General features: G+C 59.9%; 15 protein-coding genes. 11 read left to right on the top strand and 4 right to left on the bottom strand.

Features of this window, described 5'->3' with window-relative positions:
- Positions 1–19 precede the first annotated feature (19 nt).
- The 8 genes from EO094_RS11865 (at position 20) to EO094_RS11900 (ending at position 9,548) form a co-directional block, all read left to right on the top strand.
- Complete coding sequence (locus EO094_RS11865; protein ID WP_128292494.1) at positions 20–1,045, top strand: ABC transporter permease; 1,026 nt, start codon at positions 20–22, stop codon at positions 1,043–1,045.
- Positions 1,042–2,217 carry an ABC transporter permease gene (locus EO094_RS11870; protein WP_128292495.1) on the top strand — a complete coding sequence of 392 codons (1,176 nt, stop codon included), beginning with the start codon at positions 1,042–1,044 and terminating at the stop codon, positions 2,215–2,217. The genes EO094_RS11865 and EO094_RS11870 overlap by 4 nt, the downstream gene beginning before the upstream one ends.
- A complete protein-coding gene (locus EO094_RS11875) occupies positions 2,195–4,921 on the top strand; it encodes an ABC transporter ATP-binding protein (RefSeq protein ID WP_128292496.1) in 2,727 nt (908 codons plus the stop codon). The genes EO094_RS11870 and EO094_RS11875 overlap by 23 nt, the downstream gene beginning before the upstream one ends.
- 16 nt (positions 4,922–4,937) lie before the next feature.
- The gene (locus EO094_RS11880; RefSeq protein WP_128292497.1) at positions 4,938–5,402 is read left to right on the top strand and encodes a Crp/Fnr family transcriptional regulator; all 465 of its coding nucleotides are present in this window, start codon (positions 4,938–4,940) and stop codon (positions 5,400–5,402) included.
- A 56-nt stretch (positions 5,403–5,458) separates the two neighbouring features.
- Positions 5,459–6,259: an MBL fold metallo-hydrolase gene (locus tag EO094_RS11885; protein ID WP_246008482.1), complete on the top strand. Its 801-nt coding sequence runs from the start codon at positions 5,459–5,461 to the stop codon at positions 6,257–6,259.
- A gap of 8 nt (positions 6,260–6,267) precedes the next feature.
- Positions 6,268–7,620, top strand: a complete 1,353-nt coding sequence (locus EO094_RS11890; protein ID WP_205649895.1) for an adenylate/guanylate cyclase domain-containing protein — start codon at positions 6,268–6,270, stop codon at positions 7,618–7,620.
- Between the two features lie 161 nt (positions 7,621–7,781).
- Positions 7,782–8,525 (top strand): SDR family NAD(P)-dependent oxidoreductase, encoded by a 744-nt coding sequence (locus EO094_RS11895; RefSeq protein WP_246008483.1) that lies wholly within the window; start codon positions 7,782–7,784, stop codon positions 8,523–8,525.
- A 15-nt stretch (positions 8,526–8,540) separates the two neighbouring features.
- Positions 8,541–9,548, top strand: a complete 1,008-nt coding sequence (locus EO094_RS11900) for an asparaginase (RefSeq protein ID WP_128292501.1) — start codon at positions 8,541–8,543, stop codon at positions 9,546–9,548.
- Positions 9,549–9,878: 330 nt separating this feature from the next.
- On the opposite strand, the gene meaB is transcribed toward EO094_RS11900, so the two are convergent.
- On the bottom strand, positions 9,879–10,865 hold the full coding sequence (meaB, locus tag EO094_RS11905; RefSeq protein ID WP_128293328.1) for a methylmalonyl Co-A mutase-associated GTPase MeaB: 987 nt from the start codon (positions 10,863–10,865) through the stop codon (positions 9,879–9,881).
- Positions 10,866–10,923: 58 nt separating this feature from the next.
- Positions 10,924–11,250, bottom strand: coding sequence for a heavy metal-binding domain-containing protein (locus EO094_RS11910; RefSeq protein WP_128292502.1), 327 nt, complete (start codon positions 11,248–11,250; stop codon positions 10,924–10,926).
- A 237-nt stretch (positions 11,251–11,487) separates the two neighbouring features.
- Between EO094_RS11910 and EO094_RS11915 the strand changes: the two genes are divergently transcribed.
- The 3 genes from EO094_RS11915 (at position 11,488) to EO094_RS11925 (ending at position 13,409) form a co-directional block, all read left to right on the top strand.
- Complete coding sequence (locus tag EO094_RS11915; RefSeq protein WP_128292503.1) at positions 11,488–12,198, top strand: hypothetical protein; 711 nt, start codon at positions 11,488–11,490, stop codon at positions 12,196–12,198.
- Between the two features lie 133 nt (positions 12,199–12,331).
- Positions 12,332–13,009: a hypothetical protein gene (locus EO094_RS11920; RefSeq protein ID WP_128292504.1), complete on the top strand. Its 678-nt coding sequence runs from the start codon at positions 12,332–12,334 to the stop codon at positions 13,007–13,009.
- A 100-nt stretch (positions 13,010–13,109) separates the two neighbouring features.
- Positions 13,110–13,409 (top strand): hypothetical protein, encoded by a 300-nt coding sequence (locus tag EO094_RS11925; protein ID WP_128292505.1) that lies wholly within the window; start codon positions 13,110–13,112, stop codon positions 13,407–13,409.
- 67 nt (positions 13,410–13,476) lie between these two features.
- Here EO094_RS11925 and EO094_RS11930 read toward each other — a convergent pair whose 3' ends face one another.
- Positions 13,477–14,754: a D-mannose isomerase gene (locus EO094_RS11930; protein ID WP_128292506.1), complete on the bottom strand. Its 1,278-nt coding sequence runs from the start codon at positions 14,752–14,754 to the stop codon at positions 13,477–13,479.
- Positions 14,747–15,607, bottom strand: coding sequence for a glucose 1-dehydrogenase (locus tag EO094_RS11935; protein ID WP_246008484.1), 861 nt, complete (start codon positions 15,605–15,607; stop codon positions 14,747–14,749). The genes EO094_RS11930 and EO094_RS11935 overlap by 8 nt, the downstream gene beginning before the upstream one ends.
- Between the last annotated feature and the right edge of the window lie 164 nt (positions 15,608–15,771).

Genomic DNA, 15,771 nt, shown 5'->3' on the forward strand with positions numbered 1-15,771 from the left:
TCTGCGAGAGGAGGGGCTGATGCTGCGCTATATGCTCCGTCGCCTCGTCGGTATGATCCCGACGCTCTTCGTCATTTCGTTTCTGATCTTCTTGATCATCGAGCTGCCGCCGGGCGATTACCTCACCAATCAGATCGCCGCCTTGCGCGCTGCCGGCGAGGGGGCGAGTGCTGACAAGATTGCCTTCCTTCGGAGCGAATTTGCACTCGATCGTCCGTTTCTTGAGCGCTATTTCATCTGGATCGGCCTCTGGCCGGGCCCTTCGGGATTGTCCGGCCTTCTGCAAGGTGATTGGGGTTGGTCGTTTGAATATAACGCTCCGGTCGAGACCGTTATCGGCCCGGCTCTGCCTCTCACCATTGTCTTGAATTTCGCGACGATAATTTTCGTCTATGCGGTTTCTTTGCCGATTGGCGTTTATTCGGCTATGAAACAATATTCATTTGGAGATTACTTTTTCACGTTTCTTGGTTATATTGGCCTCGCAACGCCCAATTTTCTCTTGGGGCTTGCTCTTCTCTACTATTCCAATGTCTGGTTCGGCATGTCGATCGGCGGTCTCATGGATCCCGTCTATGTCGACGCGCCTTGGTCGCTCGCCAAGGTCGGCTCTCTGCTGTCGCATCTGATCGTGCCGACGATCGTCATCGGCACAGCCGGAACCGCGGGGATGATCCGACGGCTGCGAGCGAACCTCCTCGACGAGCTCGACAAGCAATATGTGCAGACTGCTCGCGCCAAAGGGCTTTCGGAGGAACGCCTCGTCGCGAAATATCCGCTCAGGATGGCGCTTAATCCCTTTGTTGCCGATATCGGCAATCTCATTCCTTCACTCGTCTCCGGCTCGGTGATCGTCTCCGTGGTGCTCAATCTGCCGACCGTCGGGCCGATCCTCCTTGATGCGCTGCAGTCGCAGGACCAGTTCCTGGCAGGCTTTATCCTCCTATTCGTCGCCATCCTCACCTTGATCGGCATGCTTGTTTCTGACCTCCTGCTCGCCGTGCTCGATCCACGGATTCGCCTCGGTGGGGCCGCCCGCAAATGAGGGAGCCGTCATCCCCCGAGGGCGAAGTTTTTCCGCGCTACGTCGATCAGGCACCCTTTGATCCGTCTGTGGCGGAAGTTCTGACGCCCGAACAGGAGCGGTTTTATGCCGCCTCCGCCGCCCGCATCATGTGGTGGAAGTTTCGCCGGCACCGTCTCGCAGTCCTCGCGAGCTTTGTTCTCGTGATCTTCTATCTGACGGTGCCGTTCGCGGAGGTGATCGCGCCCTATGCGCCCAATGCGCGGCATATAGATTACCTCTACGCGCCACCCCAAGGGGCGCATCTCTTTCACGACGGAAGGCTCATCGGGCCCTATGTTCATCCATACGTTGCCAAGGTCGATCTCGATCTCCTCCGTTGGGAATATACACGCGCTCCTGAGGAGGTGCAGAAGCTGCGCTTCTTCTGCCAGGGCGAGCCTTATCGGTTCTGGGGTTTGTTTCAGGCCCGCTTTCATCTCGTCTGTCCGCCGGTGGGCGGAACGCTCTTCCTTGCAGGCACTGACCGCCTCGGTCGCGATGTCTTCTCGGGGCTCGTCTATGGCGCCCGCATTTCCCTGACGGTTGGGCTCGTGGGCGTTGCAATCTCTATGCTGCTCGGCGTCGTCATCGGCGGAGCGGCTGGTTATTTCGGCGGCTGGGTCGATGCCGCATCCCAGCGTGTGATCGAAATTCTTCGGTCGCTGCCCGAACTCCCTCTGTGGATGGCCCTGTCCGCGGCGCTCCCCGTTACCTGGAGCCCGATCTTCATTTATTTCGGCATTACCATCATTCTGGGGCTTCTCGACTGGCCGGGCCTGGCGCGTGCCGTGCGCTCCAAGCTTCTGGCACTGCGCGAGGAGGAATATGCCAAGGCGGCGGTTCTTATGGGCGCTTCGCCCACGCGCGTCATCGGCCGCCATCTCGTGCCGGGCTTCATGAGCCATTTGATCGCCAGCGCCACTTTGTCGATCCCTTCGATGATCTTGGGCGAGACGGCGCTATCCTTTCTCAATCTCGGGCTGAGACGCCCGATCATCTCCTGGGGGGTGATGCTCAATGAGGCGCAGTCGGTGACGATCATCACCGTTTATCCATGGCTCGTCGCGCCAGTGGTGCCGGTCATCATCGTCGTGCTAGCATTCTCTTTCTTTGGAGACGGTTTGCGGGATGCGGCGGACCCATACAAATAGTCCTGGGCCGGACGCGGCAAACACGGAGAGAAGGGCGCGGGACGGTAGTCTCGACCGCAATTTTTTCCGTTATATCTGGCGCTATTCCAGGCGCCAGCAGCTCGTCATTCTGGCGATCACGCTGGTTTCCTTCCCGATCCTCTATGTCACGCTGGAGCTTCCCAAAACGATCGTCAATCAGGCGATCGGCGGCAAGAACTTCCCCAAAATCGTATTGGGGAGAGAGTTTGATCAGATCGAATATCTGATCCTTCTCTCCTTGGGCTTTCTCTTGGCTGTAGGGCTCAACGGCGTCGTCAAATACGTGATGAACGTCTATAAGGGGCTTGCTGGCGAGCGCACCTTGAGACGCCTGCGCTACCAGCTTTTCGAGCGCGTTCTGCGCTTTCGCCTGCCGCATTTTTCGCGCGCTTCGTCGGGCGAGATCATTGCCATGATCGCTTCTGAGGTGCAGCCGCTCGGCGGCTTCATTGCAGATGCCATCGCCGTGCCGATCTTCCAGGGCGGTACGCTCCTCGTCTATCTCTCCTTCATCTTCATGCAGGATCCGCTCCTCGGCGCGGCTGCCGTCTCGCTCTACCCCTTTCAGGGATGGCTCATTCCGCGCCTGCAGAAGCGTGTGAACATGCTGGCGCGCGAGCGTGTGCGCAATCTGCGTGAATTGTCGGAGGATGTCGGCGCCTCTATCGCCGGCATTCGCGATATCCACGCCAACAACACAGCCGCTTATCATCTTGCCGAATTCACCAATCGGCTGCAGAGAAATTTCGACATCCGCTACGAAATATTCAAGCGGAAATTTATGATCAAGTTCATCAACAATCTGATGAACCAGATCACCCCGTTTTTCTTCTATTCCGTTGGCGGCTATCTGGTGATCAAGGGCGAGATTTCCTTCGGTGCGCTGGTCGCAGTCCTTGCTGCCTACAAGGACCTGGCTTCGCCCTGGAAAGAGCTTCTCGATTATTATCAGAGTTTTGCCGACACCCAGGTGAAGTATGTCGCCGTCGTCGAGCAGTTTGATCCGCCCGACCTTTATCCGGTGGAGCGCCTGCACGCCGACCCGGAACTCGATTTTTCAGCTGCGCAAAGCCTCGTTCTCACCCATGTCTCCTATTCGGGTGAGGGAGCCGGGCAGGAAGTGAACGACGTTTCGGCGGAAATTCCGCTCGGTGAAAAGCTCGCGGTGCTCGGTTCTGAAGCGAGCGGACGCACACAGCTTCTGATGATGATGGCGGGCCTTCTGTCGCCCACCGCAGGGCGCATCGAGATTGGTGGATATAACCTTGAGACGCTGCCTCAGTCTGTGCTCGGCCGGCGTGTCGCCTACGCCTCGGCGCACCCTTACATTCTCAACGATACGATTCGCTTCAATCTGGTTTATGGGCTGCTGCATCGCCCGATTGCGCCCTCCGACGGCGTTGACGAGGCCCTTCTGAGAACCCGTCTCGCCGAAGCCAAACTGACAGGTAATGCGTCCTACGAGTATCTGAGCTCATGGGAAGATCTGGCCGAAGCAGGGGTCGGTTCGGTGGAAGAACTCGACCACCGCATCATTGAGAACATCGAAGCCTTCGGCATGAGTGACGAGGTTTATCGCCTCGGCCTCCAGGCACGTTTGCCGGAGGCTCTCGGCGAGGAGGCCCGCGAGCGTATTCTTTCGGCTCGCAATATGATCGCGGAGAAAGTGACGGCTGGTGGTGCCAAAGCGGATTTCGTCGAGTTTTGGCGCGAAGACAGCTTCAATCGCAGCGCCACACTGGCGGAGAATCTGCTCTTTGGGGTGCCGCGCGACCCTGGCGTGACAACCCGCGAGTTGGCTGACGTTCCGGCCTTTCGCGAGGCTGTAAGAGAGGCAGGGCTCGAGGATGTTTTGGTGGCCGCGGGCCGTGATCTTGCGGCCGCCATGGTCGAGCTCTTTTCGAATGTCAGCGGACAGAGCGATGCTCTGGCGAATTACTCCTTCATTCCGATGGACGAGTTACCGGAAGTCGCGCCGGTTCTGCGACGGGCTAAAGATGGGATCGGCCGTTTAAAGCCGCGCGACCGCGCCCGACTGTTGGGTTACGCGCTGCAACTTGTCCCGGCGAAGCATCGGCTAGGTATCGTCACTCCTGAACTTGAGGCTCGCGTTGTCTCCGCCCGCCCTGACCTCGTGAGAGCACTGCGGCGCAAAGCGCCGGGTGCCTTCCATTTCTTCTCGCGAGAATCCTTCAACGAGGCTCTGACGGTGGAACAGAACCTCCTCTTCGGGCACTTGCGCGCCGATCGCAGGAAAAGTCGCGAGCAGGCGGAAGCTGTCATTGCCGATGCCGTCGAGCGCTTCGAGCTCCGTCCACTTATTCTGCGGGCTGGGCTTGATTTCCGCGTCGGTATCGGCGGATCGCGTCTGTCCTCCCTGCAGCGGGTCAAGATCGGATTGCTTCGCGGGCTCATGCGTCGTCCGGAGATCCTCGTTGTGGACGATCTTTTCAAAGGCAATGGCGAGGAGGGCGAAGATGCGCGTCTGGGCAAGCTCTTGCAGATGATAGAAGGCCGCACGGTGATCGTCGGAATGACGGGAATGTCCCTCTTAGACCAATTCGATCATTGCCTTAGCTTGCGTGGTGGCGCAATTCTTGCGGACGAGCGGCCTCCGTCACGCTCTCGGCCCGGAGCCCGCAGCCAGAGCGAAGACGACCCAGATGCGGTCGCCGCCGAATGATGAGGAACGCGCGGTCATGAGCATGGACGAGGAAGTCAGGGCCCTTTCGCGGGTGCCGATTTTCGCTAACGTCGATGTCGCGAAATTGAAGCTTCTCGCTTTTATCAGCGAGCGCGTGGTCTTCCACCCCGGAGAGGTCTTGTGCCGGCAGGGCGAGGAAGGCGACACGGCGTTCATCATTCTGTCCGGGGATTGTGATGTGCTCGTCGATACCGGTCAGGGGCGGAAGAAAATTGCCGAGCTCGGCAGCACGGACATTGTCGGCGAGATTGCCGTCTTGTTTGAGGTGCCGCGCACGGCGACGGTTGTCGCGACGCACACGACCGAGGCCCTGGCTTTGTCGCGCGATCAGATGTTCTCGCTGCTTCGGGAATTTCCGGATGTGGCCTTCGACATCATGCGTGTGCTCGCCCATCGCCTGGAGCGCACGACGCAGGATCTCGCAGAACTGAGGGGGCGGCTGGCAGGCGAAGCGGTGTAAAAATGGAAAACCATACGGGGCTTTCGATCCGTTTCTGGGGCGTGCGGGGCTCTTACGTGGTGCCGGGCGCCAAGACCGTGCGCTATGGCGGCAATACGTCATGCATGGAAATCAAGGCAGGCGGGCAAAGCCTCGTTGTCGATTGTGGGAGCGGTGTGCACGACCTCGGCGAAGCTTTCCTGAGGGCGGGAAAACGTCGAACGACCGTGCTTTTTACCCATACCCACCTCGATCACATTTGCGGTCTGCCTTTCTTCAGACCGGCATACTGCAGGGATTTCGAGGTCCGTTTCGTCGCGGGGCATCTTCTCGCGGATATCAAGCTTCGTGACATCTTTGAACGCTTGATGGATCCCGTTCTCTTCCCGGTTCAGCCGGTCGTGTTCAAAGATTGCGCGTTTCACGATCTGAGTGTTGGAGAGGAATTGGTTTTCGCGGACGGCCTGCGTGTGACCAGTGAGTGTCTCAATCACCCGGGGGGGGCGTTGGGTTACCGCTTCGACTATCGCGGCTCTTCCATCGCCATCATCACCGATCATGAACACGGCCACCAAGGCAAGGACGAGGCCGTGGAGCGTTTCGTCCGCGGCTGCGATATCATGGTCTACGATGCCACATACACGGCCGCGGAGTACCGAGACCACGTTGGTTGGGGGCATTCCACCTGGCAGGAGGGGGTGGCGCTTGCGCGCCGAGCCGGAGTCTCCCGGCCCGTGATGTTCCATCACCATCCAGAGCGCTCGGATGACGCCCTTGACCTTCTGCGTGCGCAGATGCGGAAGGTTTGTCCGGCTGCAGAAATCGCCTGCGAAGGCATGGTGCTCCATGCTGGGGAGGTGACGGCGCCGGTTGCATGAGCCGAACAATGAAGGCACTCCCGCCTGGCCTCAAACGGCGGATCGACGAACTCGATGAACGAGCCGAGATCCGCATTGGCTGGGCGCAGCTGGCTCTCATCGTCTTTTTCGGTTCGGCTTACGCATTTCTGCCCCGTGCGGAAGGCTCGGCAGGCTTCAACTTCGTGCCATACGCCCTTGCTGCCTACGCCGTGTTCACTGTCCTCCGGCTTGGTTTGGCTTACCGGCGCCGGCTTGGAACTTGGCTGATCGTCGCCTCGATCATCTTTGATGTGGCGCTCCTAACGGCAATCATCTTCTCGTATCATGTTCAATATGACGAACCCGCGGCCTTCGTGCTCAAGTCGCCGACAGTTCTCTATTTCTTCCTTTTTATCGCACTGCGAGCGCTGCGCTTTGATCCGACCTTTCTTATCTTGACGGGGGCACTTGCGGTCGCAAGCTGGGTGTCTCTCGTCATCTATGCGATCTATTTTGACCCGGATTTCGCGGGGATCACCCGCAATTACGTGGAATACACCAACGGCTCGAAAGTTCTCGTGGGGGCCGAGCTCGACAAAATCATCGTCATCTCCGCCACCACCTTCCTGCTCGCCTACGTCTTGATGCGTTCCCGTGCACTTCTCGTTTCGGCGGTTCGCGACCACGTGATTGCCGGCAATCTTTCTCGTTTCTTCGCTCCGGAGATTGCCCGCAATGTTGGTGAACAGGAGCCGACGGAACTCGTGTCGGGCGTAGCGACGACGCGCGATATCGCTGCACTCTTTATCGATATTCGTGGCTTCACCGCCCTGGCGGAGGCAATGCGGCCCTCAGACGTGATGGCGCTTCTGACCGGCTACCAGAGTGCGATGGCGACCGTTATTGGTCGCTTTAACGGCCATATCGACAAATATCTGGGCGACGGCATTCTGGCGACATTCGGTGCGGTGGATGTTTCTCCATGTTACGCAGCCGATGCGCTTCACGCTGCATTTGGCGTCTATGCCGCGGTCGATGCCTTGAATGAAGAGATGGCAAGGGAGGGGCGTGCTGTTCGCCTGCGGGTCGGCTGTGCAGTTGCCGCCGGATCCGCTCTTGTCGGCGTTGTTGGCGGTGCAGAACGGCTTGAACACACCGTCATCGGCGTGCCGGTCAATCTGGCGGCCAAACTGGAAGATGCCAATCGCGTCGAGGGCACTGCCGGCCTTACCACAAGATCGACGCTCAAACTCGCCAAGCGCCAGGGCTTCGTGACGCCGCAACGCCTTGAACTCCGCAGAAAGCGGCAAGTTGCCGGCCTATCGGGGCGCGTCGACCTAATCGTTCTGAAAAGCGCGCCGGCGAGCACAGAGACGGTCCCGACCACGGCTTTGTCGTAAAGGGGAATGGCCTCTCGCATGCCGCAACTTCGCTGGGAACCTCACTTGTCTGCCGAATAGCGGCGCTTTAACCTCCGATGCATGAGCTGGTGGTCGGCAGCACTAATGAGAGAATGGTTCAAATCGAGCGGACGAGAGGTGCTGCCGCCTGGAGACAGGCTGTGAGTGGCCATGTCGTTTTGGCTGGAGGTGCCTCAGGCATTGGGCTCGCCACCGCCCGGCTTCTCGCTCACAGCGGCTTCCAAGTCAGCGTGCTTGATGCCAGCCGCGATTCCCTTGCCGGGGCCGATGCCGAACTCCGGGGCGGAGATGCCCTTCTTCTGGAAGCCGATATCACCGACGAAGACGCTGTCGAGGAGGCGTTAGACGAGGCGGAGGAGACTTTTGGCCCACCGGTGGGGCTTGTTAACTCGGCCGGATTTGCCCGCGACCTTTCCTTTGAAGCGACTGATGCGGAAGGTTTTCGCGAGGCGCTCGAAATCAATCTCACAGGGTCTTTCATAACCGCCAAGGCCGTCGTGTTGCGCATGGTCGATGGAGGAGCGGTCGTCAATGTCTCCTCGGTGTCTGGACTGCGGGGCTTCCCGGGGCGCATCGCCGACGCCGCAGCCAAGGGCGGCCTTATTGCGATGACGCAGGCGATGGCGGCAGAACTTGGCCCCAAAGGTATTCGCGTCAACGCCGTTGCTGCCGGTGCCATCGATACGCCTCATGTCCATCATTTGCACGATGCAGAGATGCGCAGATTGTGGCGCGACCACATTCCTCAGCGCCGCTACGGGGAGCCTGCAGAGGTCGCGGCCGCCGTCCACTTTCTGTTGTCGGAGGCGGGCGGCTACATCAACGGCCATGTCCTTTGTGTCGACGGCGGCTTTCTGGCTGCTGGTATTCTGCGTCCCGATTAGGCGGTGAGCTGAGCTATGGAAGATCCCATTCTCGTTGAAGTGACGCGCGGCGGGCGCGTCGAAAGCCGTCACCGTGGTGCATTCGTAGTGTGTGATGCGCAGGGAAGCATGCGCGCCTGCGCTGGTGATGTCGAGCAGGCTGTGTTTCCGCGCTCGGCGGTGAAGGCGCTGCAAGCCTTACCGTTGGTGGAGACGGGGGCGGCAGATGCCTATGGCTTCGGGCCAGCCGAGTTGGCGCTTGCTCAGGCCTCACATGGTGGAGAGCCCGCCCATGTGGCGCTCGCCCGCGCCATGCTGGATCGCTGCGGCCTGACGGAGGCGGCGCTTTTGTGCGGTCCGCAATGGCCGAGCCACGAGGAATCGATGCTGCATCTCGCCGCGAGCGGCGGTATGCCGAGCCCCCTTCACAACAATTGCTCTGGCAAACATGCCGGCATGCTCGCAGTCGCTGTCGGTTGTGGCTTTGACCCCGCCGGATACGTGGAGCCTGATCATCCCGTCCAGCATCTTGTCCGCGAAGCCTTGGAAGGCGTGACGGGCGTCGCCCATCCCGTAGAGCGGTCGGGCATCGATGGCTGTTCATTGCCGACCTATGCCGTGCCTTTACGCGCCCTCGCGCATGGCTTTGCCCGTTTCGGCACCGGTGCAGGTCTGTCGCCCGAGCGCGCCGCCGCGGCCCAGGCGCTCTTTGCCGCCGCTACCGAGCATCCCTGGTACGTCGCCGGGACCGGCCGTTTCTGTACTCTTTCCATGCAGGCGCTCGGCGGGCGCGCGCTCGTCAAGACAGGCGCCGAAGGCGTCTTTTGCGCGGCTTTGCCTGAAGTCGGCCTCGGTATTGCGCTCAAGGTCGATGACGGTGCGACACGCGCCTCAGAAGCCGTGATGGCGGAGATTCTGGCCCACCTCGTGCCGGAATGTGCGGCCTCATTCAAGCCTTGGCGTCCTCGAGAGCTCGTCAATCGCCGCTTGATTCCGACGGGCCATGTGGGCGTGATCGAAGAAGCTTTCGTCGGTCTCAGCTGAGCCGCTTTTCCGCGCCGCGGGATATCTCAAAGTGCCGGGCGTTGCGGAAGATCGTCGGCGTCTGCCAGTTCTTCGGTGACTGCACACCCTCTTGCGCTGGGGCGATCGGACCACGCAATTCCGCCGGCGCCTCACCGTGCGGTCCGGGCCAGAGAGTCGCGGGAAGGACGGCGAGGGCTGTGAGGAGCAGCCGGTGAGAGAAAGACAGCTTTTTCATCTGCGCGATTATGACCCAAGATGTCCCGCGCCAGTCACTTTTGGTTAAGATAAAGTTAATGCAAAGCCGCAAGTTCGCGACGTTGCCCGTGTGCTCGGAGCTTGAGGAGAATCTCATCGCAGCAGCAGCGCCATCGCCTCTTCGGCCGCGGCGGCCGCGCTCTGTCCGCCGCCTCTGACCGTATCTTCTAGTCTTGTGATCTCGTCTTCGAAGCCCGCCAGGACACGTTCGCGGATGCGCTCGTCGAGAATGGCGTGAAACCAGATCACGGCCTGCCGCCTGCGCCGCGCGGCGAGGCTGCCGGTTGTCTCACCTTGTTTGCAGAAGCTGTTGATCGTCTGCCAGAGTTCGTCGAGCCCTTCATTGGCAAGCCCCGAAATTGCCAGTACCGGAACAACCCAGCCATCCGGCCTTGCCCCGAGAATGCGCAAAGCCGACTGCAGATCGCCGGCCGCCTCGCGGGCGCGCGCGGCATTTGTTCCCTCCGCCTTGTTGACGGCAAGGATGTCGGCAATCTCTACGACGCCCTTCTTCAGCCCTTGCAATTCGTCACCCGAGCCGGGGAGTGCGAGAGCCACGAAGACATCGACCATGTCGGCCACGGTCGTTTCTGACTGGCCGACGCCCACTGTCTCCACAATGATGACGTCAAATCCAGCTGCCTCGCAGACGAGCATGGCTTCGCGCGTGCGGGCCGCAACGCCGCCGAGTGTGCCGCCGGTCGGCGAGGGACGGATGAAAGCGTTCGTGTCCTGCGCCAGCCGGCCCATGCGGGTCTTGTCGCCGAGAATCGAGCCACCGGTGCGCGTCGAGGTCGGATCGACGGCAAGGACGGCGACCTTGTGGCCCGCTGCGGTCAGATTGCTGCCGAAAGTGTCGATGAGGGTAGACTTTCCGGCGCCCGGTGAGCCCGTCATGCCGATGCGGATACTGCGCCCGGTTTTTGGCCGGAGTTCTTCGATGAGCAGCGCTGCCTCGCGACGATGGTCCTCACGCCGGGATTCGACAAGCGTGATGGCGCGCCCGAGTGCCCGCCGTTCGCCCGCAACGACGGCCTGTGCAAGAGTTTTGATCGCCTCGGTCTGGTTCTTGTGCCCCATGGTGCTGTGGTAGCTGCCGGGCAGACATGGGTCCATGCCCTCGCGGATGTCTTACCCGTTACTCCACCAAAACCGCGGTGCCGGAGGCCGAGACCATCATCATGCCGCCGCGATCGCCGATTGAAATTGTTTCATAGTCGATGTCGACGCCGATGATCGCATTGCTGCCGAGTGTCCGGGCTTCCGCCTGCATTTCGGCAAGCGCTGTTTCGCGCGCTTCGCGCAGAGCGTTCTCGTATGCTCCGGCACGTCCGCCGACAATGTCGCGGATGCCGGCAAAGAAGTCACGAAAGACGTTTGTTCCAAGGATGGCTTCGCCGGTAACGACTCCGAAATATTCGCGGATGCGACGGCCCTCGATTGTAGGCGTGGTGGTGACGAGCATATCGGGCTCCTTCAAGCGACGACCGCAATCTGCCGTAAGCGCTGCCAGCTGAGAAGCCCGTGTTTCCCTGGTTTGAGCAGGCGACCGGGATTCGTTCCAATTCAGAGTGTCGTCGAAAGACAACGTTCACGCTTGCAAAGCCTGTGTCTATGCAATCATAAATTGCAATAGTAGCCTAAAACCGTCGCCTGGGAGATGCGGCGACCACAGGTTCGGACCTGTAAAACGGAGGATAAAATGGCTGAATATTCAATCACTGTTGAAATGGACCAGAATACCGTCAAGGCCCTTAAGGATTCCGGGTACTATATGTATGGATTCAAAGCTGTGCGCGGGCAATCCTCAGGTATGCCGACGGTCTGGTTCTCGAGTCAGAACTTCCTCACCGACACAACGCTGACCTGGGAGGAGAACTACCAGGCCTATATCTCGAACGATCAAATCGAATCGAACGTCGTGATCCACGCCTCGGCTAAAGCCGACATCGATCTCGGCCAGACGATGAATGTCGACAATGTCGGCAATGTCAGCGTGACCGGCGAGGGGACTGCCGGCGCGATCTCGATCATGAACAATTCGACGACGCAGTACACCTGCGGCATGTCTCAGCAGAACCCGAGTGGCGACTATACGACCCTGTGCGCCTTCCCGCTCTATGGCAATGGCCTCGATCTGATCGTACCCATTGAGACGGTGCTGCTCATGTTCGCCACCAAGCCGGTCAAGACCGCCACGGTGATTGCCCAGGCCTTCGCACAGGGCGCCCTGATCGACCTGACCGGTGTGAGCTCGCGCTCGCTGACCTTCGACATCAACAAGGGCTGGGATGCGTCGAGCGCGACGTGGATGAAGAAGATCGCAGCCAACAGCCCCTTGCAGCCTCTCCTGATCCTCCCCCAGGTCAGCGAGAGCAAGGCCGCCAGACGGCTGGCTGCAGCTGCCGCTTGAGCTTTTGTGGCATTTCGCGACAGCTTGGCGGACTGCGATCGGGAGGGGGCGATTGCGCCCCTTCCTTTTTCTCCTGCGAAGCTGAGATTCTCGCCTGGTTGTCAGGCGCCGGGCTTTCTAAGCGGATAATGGCATGGCCTCGCGTAACGTCACCATCGAACTTGATAACGCGACGCTCTCCCAGCTAAGCAAGCAGGGTGCCCGGCTTTACGTGCTCCGTGCAGTGACCTCAGCCGATAGAACCGGCCAACCCACGGTCTGGTACACGAATTCGGCGCTCCTCGGGTCCAACTACGTCAGCTGGGACGCGACCTATGAAGCCTATATCTCGACCGATCCGCTGACCGCCTACGAGGTGGTTCGTCCCCAATCGAAAACCAAGATCGCGCCCTCGCAGGTGGCGGTCATCTCGGAGCCGGGCACGCTCACCACCCAAACCGGCGATCTTGAGGGGCGGTTCCAGATCGAGAATTCGAGCAACACGGCCTACACTTGCGGCATCATCGGGGATTCCGCTGTCGGTGGCAATTATTGCGCCTTTCACGTCACGGTCGGTGGCCTCGTTGTCATCACGCCGACCGACAAAGCGTTCTTCATGTTTGCGTCTCAGAAGTTCGATGTTGGGACGATCATCTTGCAATCGTTTGGTGCAGGAATCATTGTCGATGTACCTCCTGGGAATACAAATTTGATTTTCAATATTAATTCAGGGTGGAGTGTGGATGCGTCTACAAACTTCGATTTGGTCGCTGCCGGAGAAAAATTGCAAGAAAAGTTAATCATTCCAAGTCAAATGATATTTGCCAGTTAGATACAGAATTAAAGTATAGATGAAAAAATTATTGTCACCTAGGAGAAATAGAATATAATGAATGTTGCAAGTTAACTTGCAGGATGAAGGAGATGCGGAGATGAAAAAATATGTTGTTTCCGGCTTTGCCGCTCTCGCGATGTTGGCCGCGATGGCTGCGCCAGCGGTTTCCAGCGAGACTCAAACCAACGGTTCGACACAGGTGGTGACGGACGCGTTGAAGAAGCTTGCCCAGGCCGACGATGCGAGTGCCTGCGCCAACATCCCGACGAGCGAACTCGGCCGGTGCACGCTCGACAATCCGCCGGAGGTCCTCAACAACCTCAATTGCCCGGCCTGTTGTGCGCACCGCAATGCGCTGACGTGGATCTCTGCCAACCACAACGTGGCCTGCCAATGAGATAGGCGGCTGAGCACGCTGCTTCGCTGCTTGAAAAACGGAGGCGGCGGCACCTGCGTTGCCGCTTCTACTCTCGCTCAAATCTGGCCCCTTGCTGCGCGAGCGCGACAGCGATGCTCGGCGTTGCCGGCAGGAGTGGGGTCAGCGTCGCCTGATACGCGTGATAGAGATCCGGCTTACCTTCGTAGATGCGCTCGCTATCGCGCCCTTCGGCATCGACTTCGTTGAGCCATCCGCCGCGTTCGCGGTCAATCATGGCAAGATCGATATAATCCCAAAGACGTCGGTACCACTCGCTGTAAATTTTCCGGCCTGTTCGCTTGAAAAGCGTGGCCGCTGCAGTGATCGCTTCCGCGTGCACCCAATGAGCGCGTTCGGGGACGCTGGGCCTGCCGTTCCAATCGAGCGTGTAGACGAGGCCTGGCCGTTCATCGGCCGCCCATCCGAGATGCATCGCGGCCTCAAACAGAGCAATGGCATCCTCCAGGAGCCAGCTGGGCGGTGTCTCTCCATGGGCTAGAAGTGCTGCTTCCAGCTTGAGAAGCAGATGCGACCATTCCAGAGAATGTCCCGGCGTCGTGCCATAGGGGCGGAGATCGTCCTCCGGTTTGTCGCGATTGTAATCGCGCAAGATCTGCCAGTTTAGGTCGAAATGCTCCGGAATGCAGTAATCATTGGCGCGTGCATGGTCGTGGATCAGGCGTTCGGCGATGCGAAGCCCGCGCTCGCGCCATTTCGGTGCATCGAGGGCGTCCGCAAGCGCGAGGCACATTTCCAGGGAGTGCATGTTGCTGTTGGCGCCGCGATAGTCCTCTTCGTTGCCCCAGTCTGAGGCGAAGCTCTCTCGCATCGCGCCTTCCGCGTCATCCCAGAAATGCGCCTCGATCACGTCGATCGCCTCTTCGAGCAGCTGCTTTGCAGCCGGTCGCTTTGCGACGAGCGCTGTTGAGGCTGCGAGCGCCACAAAGGCATGCGCGTAGGCCTGCTTGCGTCTTGGGGCGCCAGCATCCGGGTCCCGCAGCCACCAGCCGCCGTTTTCGCCGTCACGTAACGGCCCCGATGCGAGCGAGGCCAGGCCGTGATCGACGAGCGGAATGCATCCGGGAAGGCCTTGCAACATGCCGAGCCCATAAGAATGCACCATGCGCGCGGTCACGATGGTTTCGGCGACCGGCTTATCCGGAAGGCGTCCATCGAGATCGAGCGCAGCAAAGCCGTGGGCGACAAGCGACGGCTTGGAAAAGTCGAGAAGCCGGAGCCCTTGCGTTCCGAGCCAAGCCTGGTGCTGGCGTTGGACGAGCCAGCTGCCCGGCTCCGGTCCGAAAAGTGCAAGAGGATCAAGCATTGACGATCATGCCGCCGTTCACGTGGATCGTCTGACCGGTAATGTAGGAGCCGTCTTCACTTGCCAGATAAACGAAGGCGGGGCCGACTTCAGAAGGCTGGCCGATCCGACCCATCGGCGTATCCTTACCCATCTCGGGCATGCTCTGCGGATCCACGCGACCCCAGCTGGCGGGCTGAATGGGAGTCCAGATTGGGCCTGGCGCAACCTGGTTGACCCGCACGCCTTGTTTGGCGACTTGCTTGGCCAGAGCTCGGGTAAAACCGGATATGGCCCCCTTGGTGCTCGAATAGGCGAGGAGATCTTGGTCTCCTAGAAAGCCATTGACGGAGGCGCAGCTAATGATCGAGCTGCCCTTGGCGAGGTGCGGCATTGCGGCCCGGCTCAGATAAAAGATCGAATGAATGTTGACGTCGAAATGCCAGTTCCAGTCGGCATCGGAGATCTCGGACACATCCTTGGCCACTTTCTGAATGCCGGCGTTCGGTACCAGAATGTCGAGGCCACCGAAGGCGGCAACAGTCTTTTCGACCGCCTCCTGACAGAAACCCGGATCCCGCAGATCGCCTTCGATACCTATGGCGCGCGTCCCCTCTGTCTCGATCCGGCGGATCGCCTCTCGCCCGTCATCGGCTTCTTCCGGCAGGTAGACGATGGCGACATCCGCTCCTTCGCGAGCAAAATGCAGTGCCACGGCACGGCCGATACCGCTGTCGCCGCCGGTAATGAGCGCGCGCTTCCCGGCAAGGCGCCCGGCTCCTTTGTAGCTGTCTCGGATATGTTCGGCCGGCGGCGTGAGTTCGCTCTCGCGGCCCGGCATGCGGTCTTGGCTTTGCGGTGGGATCTCGGTCAAGGGATCGCCCTCCGTTGTTTATGGGATCAATAACGCAACGGAGAAATGCCGAGCCCGTTGCATGATCGCTGTCATGCTGGGCGATATCTGCTGGGTCGGCGCGCGTGGGCGCCCGACTTGGTTTTCAAGAGGCTTGCGGGGCGGCGGGAAGCCGCCCGCAGTAC

This window comes from Afifella aestuarii (genome assembly GCF_004023665.1).
Classification (GTDB): Bacteria; Pseudomonadota; Alphaproteobacteria; order Rhizobiales; family Afifellaceae; genus Afifella; species Afifella aestuarii.

Excerpts from the sequence above, each read along its gene's own strand:
- EO094_RS11865 (WP_128292494.1), top strand. The coding sequence starts at position 20 with ATGCTGCGCTATATGCTCCGTCGCCTCGTCGGTATGATCCCGACGCTC.
- EO094_RS11870 (WP_128292495.1), top strand. The coding sequence starts at position 1,042 with ATGAGGGAGCCGTCATCCCCCGAGGGCGAAGTTTTTCCGCGCTACGTC.
- EO094_RS11875 (WP_128292496.1), top strand. The coding sequence starts at position 2,195 with ATGCGGCGGACCCATACAAATAGTCCTGGGCCGGACGCGGCAAACACG.
- EO094_RS11880 (WP_128292497.1), top strand. The coding sequence starts at position 4,938 with ATGAGCATGGACGAGGAAGTCAGGGCCCTTTCGCGGGTGCCGATTTTC.
- EO094_RS11890 (WP_205649895.1), top strand. The coding sequence starts at position 6,268 with ATGAAGGCACTCCCGCCTGGCCTCAAACGGCGGATCGACGAACTCGAT.
- EO094_RS11900 (WP_128292501.1), top strand. The coding sequence starts at position 8,541 with ATGGAAGATCCCATTCTCGTTGAAGTGACGCGCGGCGGGCGCGTCGAA.
- meaB (WP_128293328.1), bottom strand. The coding sequence starts at position 10,865 with ATGGGGCACAAGAACCAGACCGAGGCGATCAAAACTCTTGCACAGGCC.
- EO094_RS11910 (WP_128292502.1), bottom strand. The coding sequence starts at position 11,250 with ATGCTCGTCACCACCACGCCTACAATCGAGGGCCGTCGCATCCGCGAA.
- EO094_RS11915 (WP_128292503.1), top strand. The coding sequence starts at position 11,488 with ATGGCTGAATATTCAATCACTGTTGAAATGGACCAGAATACCGTCAAG.
- EO094_RS11920 (WP_128292504.1), top strand. The coding sequence starts at position 12,332 with ATGGCCTCGCGTAACGTCACCATCGAACTTGATAACGCGACGCTCTCC.
- EO094_RS11925 (WP_128292505.1), top strand. The coding sequence starts at position 13,110 with ATGAAAAAATATGTTGTTTCCGGCTTTGCCGCTCTCGCGATGTTGGCC.
- EO094_RS11930 (WP_128292506.1), bottom strand. The coding sequence starts at position 14,754 with ATGCTTGATCCTCTTGCACTTTTCGGACCGGAGCCGGGCAGCTGGCTC.